Source organism: Micromonospora sp. NPDC004551 (assembly GCF_040609975.1).
GTDB lineage: Bacteria > Actinomycetota > Actinomycetes > Mycobacteriales > Micromonosporaceae > Micromonospora.
Map to the genome: position 1 here is coordinate 1 of NZ_JBEXLM010000009.1, position 14,437 is coordinate 14,437.

15 protein-coding genes and 1 pseudogene are annotated in these 14,437 nt (G+C 74.2%); 6 read left to right on the forward strand and 10 right to left on the reverse strand.

The window, feature by feature from the left end:
* The 5 genes and pseudogenes from ABZW14_RS13175 to ABZW14_RS13195 all read right to left on the reverse strand — a co-directional run.
* Positions 1 to 152 (reverse strand): annotated as a pseudogene (locus ABZW14_RS13175) (ABC transporter ATP-binding protein); the annotation flags it as partial.
* Positions 153 to 166: 14 nt separating this feature from the next.
* Complete coding sequence (locus tag ABZW14_RS13180) at positions 167 to 1,156, reverse strand: ABC transporter permease (RefSeq protein ID WP_355344551.1); 990 nt, start codon at positions 1,154 to 1,156, stop codon at positions 167 to 169.
* A 61-nt stretch (positions 1,157 to 1,217) separates the two neighbouring features.
* The gene (locus ABZW14_RS13185; protein ID WP_355344553.1) at positions 1,218 to 2,963 is read right to left on the reverse strand and encodes an ABC transporter substrate-binding protein; all 1,746 of its coding nucleotides are present in this window, start codon (positions 2,961 to 2,963) and stop codon (positions 1,218 to 1,220) included.
* A gap of 60 nt (positions 2,964 to 3,023) precedes the next feature.
* Positions 3,024 to 4,055 (reverse strand): ABC transporter permease, encoded by a 1,032-nt coding sequence (locus ABZW14_RS13190; RefSeq protein WP_355344556.1) that lies wholly within the window; start codon positions 4,053 to 4,055, stop codon positions 3,024 to 3,026.
* Positions 4,056 to 4,391: 336 nt separating this feature from the next.
* Positions 4,392 to 5,000, reverse strand: coding sequence for a hypothetical protein (locus tag ABZW14_RS13195; RefSeq protein WP_355344559.1), 609 nt, complete (start codon positions 4,998 to 5,000; stop codon positions 4,392 to 4,394).
* Positions 5,001 to 5,199: 199 nt separating this feature from the next.
* Here ABZW14_RS13195 and ABZW14_RS13200 point away from each other — a divergent pair, with 199 nt between their 5' ends.
* The 3 genes from ABZW14_RS13200 (at position 5,200) to ABZW14_RS13210 (ending at position 6,796) form a co-directional block, all read left to right on the forward strand.
* A complete protein-coding gene (locus tag ABZW14_RS13200; protein ID WP_355345137.1) occupies positions 5,200 to 6,108 on the forward strand; it encodes a pentapeptide repeat-containing protein in 909 nt (302 codons plus the stop codon).
* Positions 6,109 to 6,262: 154 nt separating this feature from the next.
* Complete coding sequence (locus tag ABZW14_RS13205; RefSeq protein WP_355344562.1) at positions 6,263 to 6,499, forward strand: preprotein translocase YidC; 237 nt, start codon at positions 6,263 to 6,265, stop codon at positions 6,497 to 6,499.
* A gap of 36 nt (positions 6,500 to 6,535) precedes the next feature.
* Positions 6,536 to 6,796 carry a hypothetical protein gene (locus ABZW14_RS13210; RefSeq protein WP_355344565.1) on the forward strand — a complete coding sequence of 87 codons (261 nt, stop codon included), beginning with the start codon at positions 6,536 to 6,538 and terminating at the stop codon, positions 6,794 to 6,796.
* 12 nt (positions 6,797 to 6,808) lie between these two features.
* Here the strand turns inward: ABZW14_RS13210 and ABZW14_RS13215 are convergent, their stop codons facing one another.
* The 3 genes from ABZW14_RS13215 to rnhA form a co-directional block, all read right to left on the reverse strand.
* Positions 6,809 to 7,033, reverse strand: coding sequence for a ferredoxin (locus tag ABZW14_RS13215; RefSeq protein ID WP_355345140.1), 225 nt, complete (start codon positions 7,031 to 7,033; stop codon positions 6,809 to 6,811).
* 8 nt (positions 7,034 to 7,041) lie between these two features.
* Positions 7,042 to 8,262 (reverse strand): cytochrome P450, encoded by a 1,221-nt coding sequence (locus tag ABZW14_RS13220; RefSeq protein ID WP_355344568.1) that lies wholly within the window; start codon positions 8,260 to 8,262, stop codon positions 7,042 to 7,044.
* An 89-nt stretch (positions 8,263 to 8,351) separates the two neighbouring features.
* Positions 8,352 to 8,825: a ribonuclease HI gene (gene rnhA, locus ABZW14_RS13225; RefSeq protein ID WP_355344571.1), complete on the reverse strand. Its 474-nt coding sequence runs from the start codon at positions 8,823 to 8,825 to the stop codon at positions 8,352 to 8,354.
* 107 nt (positions 8,826 to 8,932) lie between these two features.
* On the opposite strand from rnhA, the gene ABZW14_RS13230 reads away from it, so the two are divergent.
* A complete protein-coding gene (locus tag ABZW14_RS13230; RefSeq protein WP_355344574.1) occupies positions 8,933 to 10,045 on the forward strand; it encodes a serine hydrolase domain-containing protein in 1,113 nt (370 codons plus the stop codon).
* A gap of 79 nt (positions 10,046 to 10,124) precedes the next feature.
* The gene (locus ABZW14_RS13235; RefSeq protein WP_355344577.1) at positions 10,125 to 10,706 is read left to right on the forward strand and encodes a dihydrofolate reductase family protein; all 582 of its coding nucleotides are present in this window, start codon (positions 10,125 to 10,127) and stop codon (positions 10,704 to 10,706) included.
* On the opposite strand, the gene ABZW14_RS13240 is transcribed toward ABZW14_RS13235, so the two are convergent.
* Positions 10,691 to 11,950, reverse strand: coding sequence for a lycopene cyclase family protein (locus ABZW14_RS13240; RefSeq protein WP_355345143.1), 1,260 nt, complete (start codon positions 11,948 to 11,950; stop codon positions 10,691 to 10,693). The two genes, ABZW14_RS13235 and ABZW14_RS13240, sit on opposite strands and share 16 nt — an antisense overlap.
* Before the next feature lie 89 nt (positions 11,951 to 12,039).
* Here ABZW14_RS13240 and ABZW14_RS13245 point away from each other — a divergent pair, with 89 nt between their 5' ends.
* On the forward strand, positions 12,040 to 13,107 hold the full coding sequence (locus ABZW14_RS13245) for a Gfo/Idh/MocA family oxidoreductase (RefSeq protein ID WP_355344580.1): 1,068 nt from the start codon (positions 12,040 to 12,042) through the stop codon (positions 13,105 to 13,107).
* 12 nt (positions 13,108 to 13,119) lie between these two features.
* Here the strand turns inward: ABZW14_RS13245 and ABZW14_RS13250 are convergent, their stop codons facing one another.
* On the reverse strand, positions 13,120 to 14,385 hold the full coding sequence (locus tag ABZW14_RS13250) for an MFS transporter (RefSeq protein WP_355344583.1): 1,266 nt from the start codon (positions 14,383 to 14,385) through the stop codon (positions 13,120 to 13,122).
* Positions 14,386 to 14,437: the final 52 nt, after the last annotated feature.

Genomic DNA, 14,437 nt, shown 5'->3' on the forward strand with positions numbered 1-14,437 from the left:
CCCACGATGCCCAACGTCCGGCCGCGCTCGACGGCGAACGAGACCCCGTCGACGGCCTTCACCACGCCGTCCTCGGTGTCGAACCGCACCCGCAGATCCCGGACCTGGAGATAGGGGCCCTCCCCCGAGCGCGGCGCCGGTAGCTCCACCATGTCGATACCTCCCGTCAGTTCAGCCGGACCCGCGGGTCGATGACCGCGTAGAGCACGTCGACCACGATGTTGGCGACCACGATGAACACCGCCGCCAGCAGCACGGTCGCCATGACCACCGGCAGGTTGAGGAACTGCACCGCCTCCACCGTCGCCTTGCCCAGCCCCTGGAGGCCGAAGATGGTCTCGGTGATGAACGTGCCGCCCAGGCTGGTGCCGATGTCCAGGCCGGCGATGGTGACGATCGGCGTGACCGCGGCGCGCAGCGCGTGCCGGGTGTGCACCTGCCGGGTGGAGAGCCCTTTCGCCCGGGCGGTCCGGACGAAGTCCTCTGACAGGGTCTCCAGCATCTGCGCCCGGGCCAGCCGGGCGTAGAGCGCCGAGTTGAGGAAGCCCAGCGTCATCCAGGGCAGCAGCAGCCCCACCGCCCAGCGGAGCGGGTTCTCGGTCAACGGGGTGTAGCTGGGGAACGGCAGCAGGCCGGTGGCGTAGACCAGCAGGTAGAGCAGGATCAGCCCGAAGAAGTAGACCTGCATGGACGCGCCCGCCAGGGTGATCCCGATGGCGGCCCGATCGAGGGCCGTGCCCCGGCGCAGCGCCGACAGCATGCCCAGCGAGACACCGAGCGCCAGCCAGAGCACCGCGCCGCCGAGGACGATGCTGAAGGTCACCGGGGCGCGCTGGGCGATGATCCGGGTGACCGGCTGGTTGTTGCGGAACGAGTAGCCCAGGCAGGGCGCCGGGCAGTCCTGCCGGAAGTCCCCTTCGCCGTAGCTGCGGCCGACGAAGACGCCCTTGACGAATTGCGCGTACTGGCGCGGCAGCGGCTGGTCGATGCCGAGCCGCCGCTCGACCTGCGCGATGTCCTCGGCGGTGCAGTTCTTGCCGCACATCACCTTGGCCGGGCTGCTCGGCACCGCGAAGAACAGGCCGAAGGTGACCAGACTGATCACGGCGAGGGTCACCGCGGCGACGAGCAGCCGCCGGACGACGAATCGGAGCACGGGAGCACCTCCCCCGGTGGACGGTGGGGGCGGTCCGGCGTGGACCGCCCCCACGGGACGGTCACTGCTTCACGTAGATGCCGTTCAGCGAGATGATGCCGAAGGCGTCGCTGAGGAACGCGTTGCCGACCTTCGAGCCGTGCAGTTCGTAGGTGGCGTCGTAGTAGCAGGGCACGACCGGGGCGTACTCCCGCATGATCTTCTCGTCGAGGGCCATCCAGGCGGCGTCCTGCTGGGCGGCGGGAAGGTTGCGCACCCGGTCGATCTCCGCACTGACCGACGGCTCGTTGAGGTACGAGACGTTGTTGTTGCCCTCCGCCACGATCTCCCGGCCGTCGTAGACCGGCGGGATGATGGTGGAGCCGGTCGGCCAGTCCGAGCCCCAGCCGCTGAGGTAGAGGTCGTACGGGTTGTTCTTGCGGCCGATCTCGTCGTAGTAGCTGCTGTTCTCGATGGGCTTCATGACGATGTCGAAGCCCATGTCGGTGAGGTTCTTCCGGATCGCCTCGGCCTGCTGGGTCCGCAGCTCGGTGTTGGAGTGGGCGAGCACCAGCTTCGGCTTCTTACCGGCCAGCAGCTCGGTGACCTTCGCCTTGTCGCCGGTGACCGGGGCGTTGAACACGTCGTACTTCTGCCAGCCGGCGGTGGTCGGCGACATCAGCGTGGTGGCCGGGTTGCCCGCGGCCTGCCCGCCGAGAGCCTTGAGCGCAGCGTCCTTGTCCACGGCGTAGTTCAACGCCCGGCGGACGGTCAGGTCGGTGACCCGCTGGGTGTTGATGCTCAGCACCCAGGTGTACTGCGTCGGGCCCTTGACCACCCGTTCGACCACACCCGCGGCGGTGGTCCTGGGCAGCACCGCCGGCGGCACGTCGGTCCAGCTCAGCGCGGCCTGGTCGGCCGAGGCGTCGGCGACCAGCCGCTCGGCGATCTGCGCCTGCTCCAGGCCGAAGGTGACCCGGATCGCGTCCGGGTACGCGTTGCGGATCGGGTCCGTCTTCGGGTCCCAGTTCGGGTTGCGCTCCAGTTCCAGCGCCACGTCCCGCTCGTACGACTTCACCTTGTACGGGCCGGACGAGAACGGCCGCAGGTCGTAGTTGGCGCGGGTGTCCTTGCCGGCGGGCACCGGAGCGGTGGTGGGCAGCGCGGCCGCGTAGGGCAGGTCGCAGTGCGGCTGCCGGAAGGTGAACCGGATGGTCTTGTCGTCGGGCGTCTCGACGCCGTCGGGTGTCGCCTTGCCACCGTCGTACGGCCCCTGGTAGCCGGCGTTGTACGCGCCGTCCGGGTAGAGCCACTGCTGGATGTAGTGCGGCCCCTCGTTGAGGTTCGGGGCGAACGAGCGGGCCACGCCGTACGCGACGTCCTTGCTGGTCACCGCCGAGCCGTCTTCGTACTTCACCCCGTCGCGCAGGGTGAACTCCCAGACCTTGCAGTCGTTGTTGACGTCCTTGCCGGGGTTGGTGGCCAGGTCGCCGACGAGCAGCAGCTTGCCGCTGCCGTCCTCCTTGTAGCCGTTGAGCGCCCGGTAGAGCAGCCCGCCGGTGACCTGCTGCACGTTGACGTAGTTGCGGGCCGGGTCGAGGTGCTCGAAGTCGGAGTTCTGCATCACGGTGAGCGTGCCGCCGGCCTTGGCGCCGTCGACCGCCTTCGCCGGTCCCTGGTTGTCGGCCGCCTCGTACGAGATCGAGCCGGTCTGGGTCTTCGCCTTGTCGTCGCCGCCGCCTCCGCTGTCCGTGGTGGGGCTGCAGCCGGCGGCGGCCAGCGCCGCCGCGGCGAGGACACCGGTGAGTGTCCGGGTTCGTGCGCGCACGGGTGTGCTCCCTTCCCGCCCGGCGGCCCCCGCCGGCCGGGCGTGTCGATGGCCGTGGGGTTACCGGGTGGACCGGGGATCCAGCGAGTCGCGCAGCGCGTCACCGAGGAGGTTGAACGCCAGGACCAGCAGGAAGATCGTCAACCCGGGGAACAGGGTGTACCAGGGGTCGCTCGCGACGTAGCCGATGCTGTTGTAGATCATGCGGCCGAGATCGGGCGTGGGTTCGGTGACGCCGATGTTGACGAAGGCCAGCGCCGCCTCGATGGCGATGAACTGCGGCACGTTGAGCGAGACGGTGACCAGGATCGGCGCCCAGATGTTCGGCAGCAGCTGCCGGAACAGCAGGTGCCCGGTGCCGGCGCCGGCGGCGCGGGCGGCCTCGACGAACTCGCGCTCGCGCAGCGAGATCACCTGGCCGCGCACCAGCCGCGCGGTGTAGGTCCAGCTGAACAGGCCGAAGGTGGCGATGATCAGGGCGACCCGGAAGGCCGGCGGCGGCGCCTCCCGTTCGGTGTAGAAGCGGTCCTGGAGGATCGGGATCACGGCGAGGGCGAAAATGAGGAACGGAAACGCCAGGGTGAGGTCGATCAACCAGTTGACCGCGCTGTCCAGCCAGCCCCGCGCCCAGCCCGCCAGCACGCCGACCGCGACGCCGATGAACGACGCCAGCAGGGCCGAGACGAAGGCGATGAACAATGACGTGCGCAGGCCGTACACCAACTGGAGCAGGATGTCCCGGCCGCTGCCGGGTTCGAGCCCGAGCCAGTGGTCGGCACTGATACCGCCGGCATAGCCGATCGGCATTCCGAAATCGTTGAGCCGGCCGACGAACTTGTCGGTGGGGTCGATTCCGGTGAGCCGGCCGAGCAGCGGCGCGCCGAGCGCGACGAGGGCGGCGACGGCCAGCGTCAGGGCGCTGACCCGGGCCGTCCGGTCCCGCTTGAGCCGCAGCCAGGCGAGCTGGTTGGGCGACCGGCCGAGGATCTCCCGGCGGTCGGCGGCGGGCCGGTCGGCGGCGTCGACGGCCGGGTCCGGTGCCGCCGGGTCACCCGGCGCGGTCAACGACGGTGGGTGGGACAGGTCGCTCATGGAGTCCTCCCGACGGGGGGTGAAAACGTCCTGCCACCCGACGGTAAACCGCTGCGGATCAGTGAAGGGAATCGTTACGGTAACGGCCTGATCGGTTGTCATGAATCGACAACGAAACGGTTTACGGAAAGCGTCGCCGCAATAACGGCCGACTTCGGTTGTCATCCGTTCGGCCATTCACGCGGCATTTCCACGATGCGGTTTCCGCGGGCATCGAATACGGTTGTCAGCCGTTCGGGCATTCTCGGCGACCGATTGAGGCTTCGGCACCGACGTGCTGTTCGACTTCTGACCGGCGGGCCGCGGCGCGCGTCGCGGGCGGGCGCCGCGGCCGGCTCAGCGGTTCAGCGAGATCGAGGACCGGCCGATGTACGCGAGCTGCGCCCCGAAGGCCACCAGCGCGACCGGCACACCGACCAGCACGGCCGGGCCGGTCGACAGGCCGGCCAGTCCCGCCAGCAGCGCGGCGCCGAGCCCGAGCAGCAGCGCGTTGACCGCGCCGACCAGCGCGGCGGCGGTCAGCAGCAGCTGCCACCGGCCGGGCCGGGCGCCCACCGCCGTCCAGGCCGACCGCACCTCGCCCGCGGGCGTCGCCGCGTCGGCGAAGAATTCCTCGTCGCCGGCGAACCGCCCGTGGTACCAGGCCCGGATCCGCTGCATGCGTTGCAGGTCCAGGGAGTTCTCCACCATGTTCTGCACCAGCCGGCCGAAGGTGAGCAGCCCGGTGACCACCAGGGTGGGCAGCACCGCGCCCAGGTACGGCCTGAGCAGCGGGCCGTTGCCCGAGACGAAGCCCAGACCGATCAGCGCGGCGGAGAGCAGTGACAGGAAGACCGTCGTCCGGCCCACCGACTCGGCGACGGTGGCGCTGCGGCCGGTCTGGAGCACGAAGTGCTCCGTGGTGAGGGCGGTGAGCAGTGCCTGCTCCCGCGCGTCGTCATCCATCCCACCCTCCGGTACCGGTCACCGCCACCATACGGAGAGTCACCGCGCCGCCGGGCGGGAACCCGGGCGTCCCCGTCACACTCCGCGCCCCCGGCGGCCGGTCCGGGCGGGCCCGGCGGACAATGGTGGCGGGCGCGAGGGTCGCGGCCGGTGGCGACGGGCGGGAGGCCAGGGCGTGTCCGAGGCGGTGGACCAGCAGGTGACGGGCGGCGCCCGGGAGCTGCGCGCCGACTGCGCGCGCTGCTTCGGTATCTGCTGCGTCGCCCCGGCGTTCGCCGCCTCCGCCGACTTCGCGATCGACAAGCCCGCCGGGCAGCCGTGCCCGAACCTGGGCGCCGACTCCCGCTGCGGCATCCACCGGGACCTGCGGCAGCGCGGCTTCCCCGGCTGCACCGTCTTCGACTGCTTCGGAGCCGGACAGCACGTCGCCCAGGGCACCTTCGGCGGGCGGGACTGGCGGGACGATCCGGCGACCGCGCGGCGGATGTTCGACACGTTCGCGGTGATGCGGCCCCTGCACGAGCTGCTCTGGTATCTGACCGAGGCCCTGGCGCTGACCCCGGCCGGCCCGCTGCGGGACGACCTGGCCGCCGCCCTCACCGAGACCGGACGGCTCACCGACGGCGCCCCGGAGGACCTGCTCGCCGTCGACGTCGACACGCAGCGGGACCGGGTCAACCGGCTGCTGTCCCGGGCCGGCGAGCAGGCCCGGGCCGGCCGGGCCGGCCCGGATCGGCGCGGTGCCGTGCTGATCGGCGTGGACCTGCGCCGCGCCGGGCTTGCCGGCGCGAACCTGCGGGGGGCCTGCCTCATCGGCGCGGACCTGCGGGGGGTGGACCTCGGCGCCGCCGACCTGACCGGCGCCGACCTGCGCGGCGCGGACCTGCGCGGCGCCGACCTCGGCGACTGCCTGTTCGTGCACCAGTCGCAGCTCGACGCCGCCCGCGGCGACCACCGCACCGTCCTGCCGCCCGGCCTGCACCGCCCGACGCACTGGTCGCTGACGGTCACCCCGGCCGGTTCGCCCGGCGGCCCGCGGCCGTCCGGTGGGCGGTCGGGAGGTGGGCGCCCGACGGGCGGCCGCGCCGCGGGCCGACGCCGCCGCTGACTGCGGCACGCGCCGCCGGCCGATGCAGCGACGTGTCGCGCCGTCCGACCGCGCGATGCCGGGGCTGCGCCGGGATCCGCCGCGGAGCGGGCCGGGTTTCGCCGGGACCGCGCCGGGTAGGCGGCGTGACCGCGCGACGGACGGAGGCGGACCGGTGAAGTACGAGACACGGCAGGGCCAGCAGCCCGTCGACCCGGCGCACGCCGAGGACGAGGCCGGCCAGGCCCGGCTGGTCCAGGTGGAGGCGGACACGGACGTGCCGGCACCCGAGCCGGGTGCGCCGAAACCGGACGAAGTGACCGAGGACGACGGTTCCGGCGTGGCCGGTGGCGCGTCGGGCAGCAGCTCCGGCGGATCCTCGATGCCGACCCACCCGGACGCGGCCCGCTGAGCGTTTGCCCCCGCCCGGGGCGGGCAGGAGTGCGACATGACGAGTGAAGAGTCCTTCGGCCGCGCCACCACCGACGAGCCCGACGGCGCGACCGCGTACGAGGCGTCGCTGCGCCCGCCGGGCGAGTCCCTGCACACGACCGACGACAGCGGTGACGACTTCGCCGACCTGCCGGCCGAGGATCGCCGCTCCGCCCGGGAGATCAGCCGGGCCGGCTACGACGTGGCCGAGGTATCCGGCACCACCGACCCGGCGAACGAGCCGGAGGAGATCGAGGAGGGCCGCCCGGAGCGGTGAGCGGACCCGCGGTCACGGTGCCGGGGAGCGCTGCGGCACCGGCCGGGATGCGACGCTGATCGCCCCGGCCGGGCAGAGCTCCACGGCGAGGCGCACCCGCTCGACCGCCTCGGGGGGCGGTTCGGCCCGGCGCAGCAGCACCAGGCCGTCGGCGTCGTCCTGGTCGAACACCTCCGGCGCGGTCACCACGCAGTTGCCGGCCCCGCAGCAGCGGTCCCGGTCCACCCGGACCCGCACGCCCCCGCTCACCAGACCACCGGCAGCGCGTCGAGGCCGTAGACGACCGAGCTGTCCCGGGTCGGCGGCCGCCCGGCGGTGGCGGGGCGCAGCCGGGGGAACCGCCGGGCCAGTTCCACCAGCGCGATCCGCAGCTCCGCGCGGGCGAGGGGCTGGCCGATGCACTGGTGCACCCCGAAGCCGAAGGCGACGTGCTGCTGCGCCGCCCGGTAGGGGTCGAACTCGTCCGGCCGGTCGAAGGCCGTCCGGTCCCGGTTGGCCAGGGACAGCACCGCGATGGCTCCCTCCCCGGCCCGGATCAGCCGCCCACCGATCTCGACGTCCTCGGTGGCGAGGCGGGGCAGGCCGGCGCGCACGATGGTGAGGTAGCGCAGCAGCTCGTCGACCAGGCCGTCGGCGTGCCCGGGGTCGTCACGCAGGGCGGCGTACCGGGCGGGGTGGCGCAGCAGCAGCAGGGTGCTCAGGCCGATCATGTTGGCGGTCGTCTCGTGGCCGGCGATGAGCAGCAGCACGGCCATGCCGACCAGTTCGTCGACGGCCAGTTCCCCGGTGTCGACCCGGTCCCGGGCCAGCCGGCTGAGCAGGTCGTCGGTGGGCTCCCCGGCGGTCACCTTCGCCTCGACCAGCCGGTGCAGGTAGTCGCGCAGCTCCCGCACGTGTCGCTGGACGCGTTCCGGCGGGGCGTCCCGGTCGATGAGCGTGCGGCTGCGTTGCTGGAAGAAGTCGTGGTCGGCGTAGGGAACGCCGAGGAGGTGACAGATCACCATCGACGGGACGGGCAGGGCGACGTGCGCGACCAGGTCGGCGGGCGGGCCGGCGGCCCGTAGGTCGTCCAGCGCCCGGTCGACGGTCTGCCGGATCAGCGGCTCGATCCGCCGCACGTTCCGGATCATGAATTCGGCCGTGAGCATCCGGCGCAGCCGGGCGTGCTCGGCGCCGTCCATCTGGAGGAAGCCGCCCCGGCGGTCGCCGAACGCGCCGGGCGGGATGCGGCGCAGCAGCGGGAAGCCCGGGCGGCTGAGGTCGGCGCTGAAGCCGGGGTGGCGCAGCATCTGCTTGACGTCGGTGTGCCGGGTCACCAGCCAGGCCGTCGCGTCGGTGGGGAGCCGGACCCGGGTGACCGGACCGGTGAACCGCCGCCGCTCCCCCGCGTCGAGCGGGATGAGCGGGTCACGGTCGAGGTTGGTCGGTGGCCAGAGCGGCAGGTCGGTGAGGGCGGCAACGGTCACGCGGACACCTCCGGATGGGCGACTGTCCGTGACGGCATCGATCCGCTACGTTACCCATCGATCGGAGTCGACACAACCCGCAGCCGGGCTCAGCGCGCGGCCACCGCCGCCCGCGCCTCCGCCATGCCGCGGTTGGCCAGCGCGTCGGCGCGCTCGTTCTCCGGATGCCCGTTGTGGCCCTTCACCCAGAGCCAGGTCACGTCGTGCCGGGCGCAGGCCGCCTCCAGCCGCTGCCACAGGTCGGCGTTCTTCACCGGCTGCTTCGCCGCGGTCAGCCAGCCGTTGCGCTTCCACGAGGCCAGCCAGCCGGTGATGCCGTTGCGCACGTACGTGCTGTCGGTGTGCAGCCGCACGGTGACCGGGCGTGTGAGGCTCTCCAGCGCCTGGATCGCGGCGGTCAGCTCCATCCGGTTGTTGGTGGTCGGGGTGGCCTCGCCACCGCACAGCTCCCGCTCGTGCGCGCCCCAGCGCAGCAGCACGCCCCAGCCGCCGGGGCCCGGGTTGCCGCTGCACGCGCCGTCGGTCCAGATCTCCACGACCCCGCCGGTCGCCGCCTCCACCATGCCGGCAACCTACCCGGTACGCCCCGGCGCGGGCCCACCCGACCCACCGCCCCCGCCCGGCGAAATACGCACGACACCCACCGGAAGGTCTGGCAGGGTGCCGGATCATGGACGGACACTGGGACGGCCTGCGGGCCGAGGTACGGGCCACGATCGACGACCTCGTGGCCTCCGGGCGGGAGGCCGGAGTGCAGGTGGCCGCCTACCTGGCCGGCGCGCCGATCGTCGAGGAGCAGGCCGGGCTCGCCGACACCACCACCGGCCGGCCGCTGACCGCCGGCACCCCGGTGCACGCCGTCTCCACCGGCAAGGGGCTCACCGCCACCGTCGTGCACGTGCTCGCCGAACAGAGGCGGCTCGACTACGACCTGCGCGTGGCCGAGGTGTGGCCGGAGTTCGCCCGGCACGGCAAGGACGGCATCACGCTGCGGCACGCCCTCACCCACACCGCCGGGCTGCCGGCCCTGCCCGCCGACATCACCCCGGCGGACTTCGCCGACTGGGACCGGATGTGCGGGCTGCTCGCCGACGCGCGGCCGCTCTGGGCGCCCGGCGAGCGGCTCGCGTACCACGCCTGGACCTGGGGCTGGCTGGTCGGCGAGGTGGTCCGGCGGGTCACCGGCAAGCCGGTCTCGCAGGTGCTGGCCGAGGAGGTGGCCGGGCCGCTCGGCGTGACCGGCGAGCTGTTCCTCGGCGTGCCGGAGGCCGACCTGCCCCGGCTGGCCCGTTTGGAGGACGCCGGCCTGGCCGCCCTCATGACCTACGCGAGCGCGAACCTGCCGAACTTCGACGCGGTGGCCCCGCCGCACGTCCGCCCCGACGTCACCACCGGCAGTCACCCCGACGTGCTGCGCGCCGACGTGCCGGCGGTCGGCACGATGTCCGCCCGCGCGGCCGCCCGGATGTACGCGGCGCTGCTCGGCCCGGTCGACGGCGTCCGCCTCGTCTCCCCGCAACGGCTCCGCGAGGTGTCGGCGCCGGCGGTGCGCGCCGAGGAGTGGGTGTTCGGGCAGGAGGCGACCTTCGGCCTCGGCTACGCGGTCGACGCCGACGGGTCGTTCGGCACCGCCGGCAGCGGCGGCAGCCTGGCGTTCGCGTACCCGGAACTGGGGTTGACCGTGGCGGCGGTGCGCAACCGGCTCGGCGCCGGCGACGGCGACCCGATGGAGGGCCTGCGGGTGCTGGTCCGCGACCGGGTGGCCGCGGAACTCGGCCGCTGACGCTGTCGAAACCGGCGGTCGCCGTTCGTGTGAGGGGTGGAGGGCCGGCAGCGGGCCGGCCCCGCCCCGAGGGAGCGGCATGCGGAAGATCATCGTCACCGAGAACGTCAGCCTCGACGGGGTCATGCAGGCCCCCGGCCGTGCCGACGAGGACACCCGGGACGGCTTCACCCGGGGCGGCTGGGCGGTCCCCTACAACGACCCCGTCCTGGGGCGCAAGATGGGCGAGGACATGGCCTCGACCGGCGCCCTGCTGCTCGGCCGCCGCACCTGGACCGACTTCGCCGGCTACTGGCCCCGGCAGACCGGGAACCCGTTCACCCCGGTGCTCGACGCGCTGCCCAAGTACGTCGCGTCGACCACCCTGGACGAGCCGCTGCCCTGGGTGAACCCGCACCTGCTGAAGGGCGACGTGATCGAGGCGGTGCGGGAGCTGAAGGCACAGCCCGGGCCGGACATCGCGGTGCTGGGCAGCGGTGAGCTGGTCCGGTCGCTGCGCCGGCACGGGCTGGTCGACGCGTACGTGCTGCTGGTCCACCCGCTGGTGCTCGGCGGCGGGCGGCGCCTGTTCGACCCGGGCGACGAGCCGGGCATGCTGCGGCTGACCGACAGCGTCACCACCACCACCGGCGTGGTGATCGCCCGCTACGAGCCGGCCTGACCGGCGGCGCGCGGCCCGGCCTCCGGCACGGGGGTGGAGGCCGGCCCGCGGCGCAACCGGGCGCGCAGCCGGCCCGCGGCGTCGCCGAGCACCGCGCCGGTCATCGGCAGCAGCGGGCTGGACCGCATCACCGCCAGGTCCTCGGCCGGCGAGGTGGACCCGTCGAGGAAACGCAGCACCCGCTCCGGCGGGTTGCGGTCGAAGAGCCGCTCGAAGAACGCCACCCCGCCGACGTGTCCCCGGTCCAGGGCGCGCAGCGCCACCGCGTCCATCCACCGGTGCCGCGCGGGGTACGCGGGCGCCGGCACCGGCGGCCGGCCCGCCGAGAGCGCCCGGGCCACCTGTTCGGCCTGCCGGAGCATCGCCGAGAACGTGAACCCGGTCGACGGGCGGGTGGCGCCCCCCGCGGTGCCGAGCCGGACCACCCGGGGCGACGGGCGGGCGACGAACGGGCCGTCGGTCATCGGGATCACCCCGTTCTCCACCTCCCGCACCCGCAGCGCGGTCAGATCCAGGCCGAGCAGGCCGGCGTAGCCGCGCAGCGCCGCGTCGTAGCCCGCGTCGGTCAGCATGGCGGGGCCGAACTCGGTGTACTCGACCAGGGCGAACCGGTCGTCGACCGGCAGCACGTAACCGAAGGAGACGCCCCGGGCGGGCTGCGGGGTGCGGAAGTCCATGAGCACCGCCCGGCCCGGGTCGAAGGTGGGCCGGTCGGCCGCCAGCCACCAGCCACGGAAGTGCTGCAACCAGCTGGTCCGCCCGGGCCGGGCCGGTGGGCGGGGCCGCGAGTCGAGCACCCAGCCGGCCCGCACCAGCGGCCGCCCGTCCGGGTCGTGGACGGTCACCCGGTCACCGTCATCGGCCAGCGCCCCGGCCGGCGCGCCGATCCGCACGGCGCCCAGCCGCCGCTCGGCGGCGGCAGCCCGGTCGTAGACCGGGGCGGAGCGGAGCACGGCGTACCGCAGCGGGGTGAGCGGCAGGACGCGGCGGCCCGCGGGCGTGACCACGTCGACCCGCGACCAGCTCGCACTCAGCAGCGGGTCGAGATCGCCGCCCGGGGTGCCCCAGAACGCCCAGGTGCGGTCCTGCCCGCGCTTACGCACCGGGTCGACCACGGCGACCCGCAGGCCGGTCAGGTCGTGCCGGTCCAGGGCGGCCAGCACCAGGGAGGCGGCGCCGCCACCGCCGACCAGCGCGAGGTCGACCTCGACCGGGGTTGGATGCACCCGCCCACGCTGCCACACCCCCGGCGCGGCCACCGCCCGGGACCCGCCGTCCCGCGCCCGGCGCGGCGCGTAGATTCGCAGGGGATCATCGAGAACGGGGGGACGGCATGGCGCAGGCGCCGCTGCGGGTGGGGTTGCTGGGGTACGGGATCGCCGGGCGGGTGTTCCACGCCCCGCTGGTCGCCGCCACGCCCGGCCTTCGGCTGGACGCGGTCGTCACCCGGGACCCGGAGCGCCGCGCGCAGCTGCAGGCCGAGCACCCGGACGCCCGGGTCCTCGACGAGGCCGACCAGCTCTGGCAGGGCGCCGACGACCTCGACCTGGTCGTGGTGGCCACCCCGAACCGGCAGCACGTGCCGATGGCCCGGGCCGCCGTGGCGGCCGGCCTGCCGGTGGTGGTGGACAAGCCGCTCGCGCCGACCGCCGCCGAGGGCCGGGCGCTGGTCGCGGAGGCGGCCGCCGCCGGGGTGCCGCTGACCGTGTTCCAGAACCGCCGCTGGGACGGGGACTTCCTGACCGTGCGCCGCCTCGTCGAGGCGGGCGAGCTGGGCCGGGTGGCCCGCTTCGAGTCCCGGTTCGAGCGGTGGCGGCCGGCGATCAAGCCGGGCTGGCGGGAGAGCGCCGCGCCCGGCGAGGCCGGCGGCGCCCTGTTCGACCTCGGCGCCCACCTGGTCGACCAGGCGGTGCGGCTGCTCGGCCCGGTGCAGCACGTCTACGCCGAGGTGGACCGGCGCCGGCCGGGCGCCGAGGTGGACGACGACGCGTTCGTCGCGCTCACCCACGCCGGCGGGGTCCGCTCCCACCTGTGGATGAGCGCCGTCACCGCCCAGCTCGGCCCGCGCTTCCGGGTGCTCGGCGACCGCGCCGCCTACACCAGCTACGGCCTGGACCCGCAGGAGGCGGCGCTGCGCGAAGGCGGCCGGCCCGGCACCCCCGGCTGGGGCGAGGTCGACCCCGAACGGTACGGCCGGCTCGGCGCCGACGGTGACCTGCGGGCGGTGCCCACCGAGGCGGGCCGCTACCAGGACTTCTACGCGCAGCTGGCGGCGGCGCTGCGGGACGGCGCGCCACTGCCGGTGGACCCGGCGGACTCGGTCCGGGTGGTCGAGCTGATCGAACTGGCGCACGAGGCGGCGGCGCGGGGCGTCACCCTGCCGGTGCCCCCGCCGTCCTGACGCCGGGCCGCCTCAGGCGACGGACGCCGGGCTGTCCCGGCCGTCCGGGGCCGGATCGGCGTAGGCGGCGGCCACCGTGGCCCGGTCGAAGACCCGCCAGGTCGCGGCGATCACCGCCACGGCCACCGCGAGTCCCACCCAGTACGGCGCCGTGATCCCGAACCGGTCGGCGACCACCCCGCCGAGCAGTGCCCCGACGCAGTTGCCGCCCGCGGCGATGAACAGGGTGGTGCTGCCCACCCGGCCCATCAGCGCCGGTGGGGTGAGCCGCTGGCGCAGCGAGTTGGCGACGATGTTCCACAACGCGCTGTGCACCCCGAACGCGAACAGTGCCACCCCGACCACCACGGCGCTGCGCGACGCGGCCAGCGCCAGGTGCAGTCCCGCCTCGATCAGCAGGCCGATCCGCACGGTCCAGGTCGCGGTGATGGCGGCGATCAGCCGGTCGCCGACCGCCGACCCGAGCAACCCGCCCACGGCCATGCAGGTGAACAGCGCGCCGTAGCCGACCGAGCCGAGGCCGAGGCGGTCGGTGGCGAGCAGCACCAGCACCGCGAGAGCGGCGGTCAGGGTGACGTTGAGCAGACCGATGAGCACGGCCATGGTGCGCAGCAGCCGCTGCGACAGCAGCCAGCGGAACCCCTCGGCGACCTCCACGCGCACCGAGCGGCGCCCGCCCGCGCCCGGCGAGCCCCGGTACGACCCGGCGAGCAGCCCGACGAGGACGGCGCTGAGCGCGTACGTGCCGGCGTTCACGGCGAACGGGATGGCCGCAGCCACCACGAAGAGGAAGCCGCCGAGCGGCCCGGCGACCATGTTCTGCATGATCTGCGTGCCGCCGCTCAGCCAGCCGTTGGCCCGCTCCAGACGGGACCGGGGCACCACCGCCGGCACGACCGCCTGGGCGGCGGTGCGGAACACCACCTCGCCGGTGTTGACCACGAACAGCACCGCGTAGAGCAGCGGCACCCCGGCCCGGCCGGTGACCAGCGCGGCGGCCAGGACGGCCAGCGCGGCGACCCGTACCCAGTCGATGACCACCATGAGCCGGCGCCGGTCCACCCGGTCCACCAGCACCCCGCCGGGCAGCGCGAACAGCAGCCAGGGCAGCCACGCCACGGCGGCGCCGGCCGAGACGGTCAACGGGTCGTCGGTCTGCGAGGCCACGTAGAGCGGCGCGGCCACCGTGGCCATCCCGCTGCCCAGCGCCGACATGGTGCTGGCCGTCCAGAGCCGGGCGAACCGCCCGTCGAGCCGATCCCCCGCGGTCCCCGTCACGGCGAGCGAACCTACCAGCCGCCGGCGGTCTGACGGGCATGGGAAGATCACC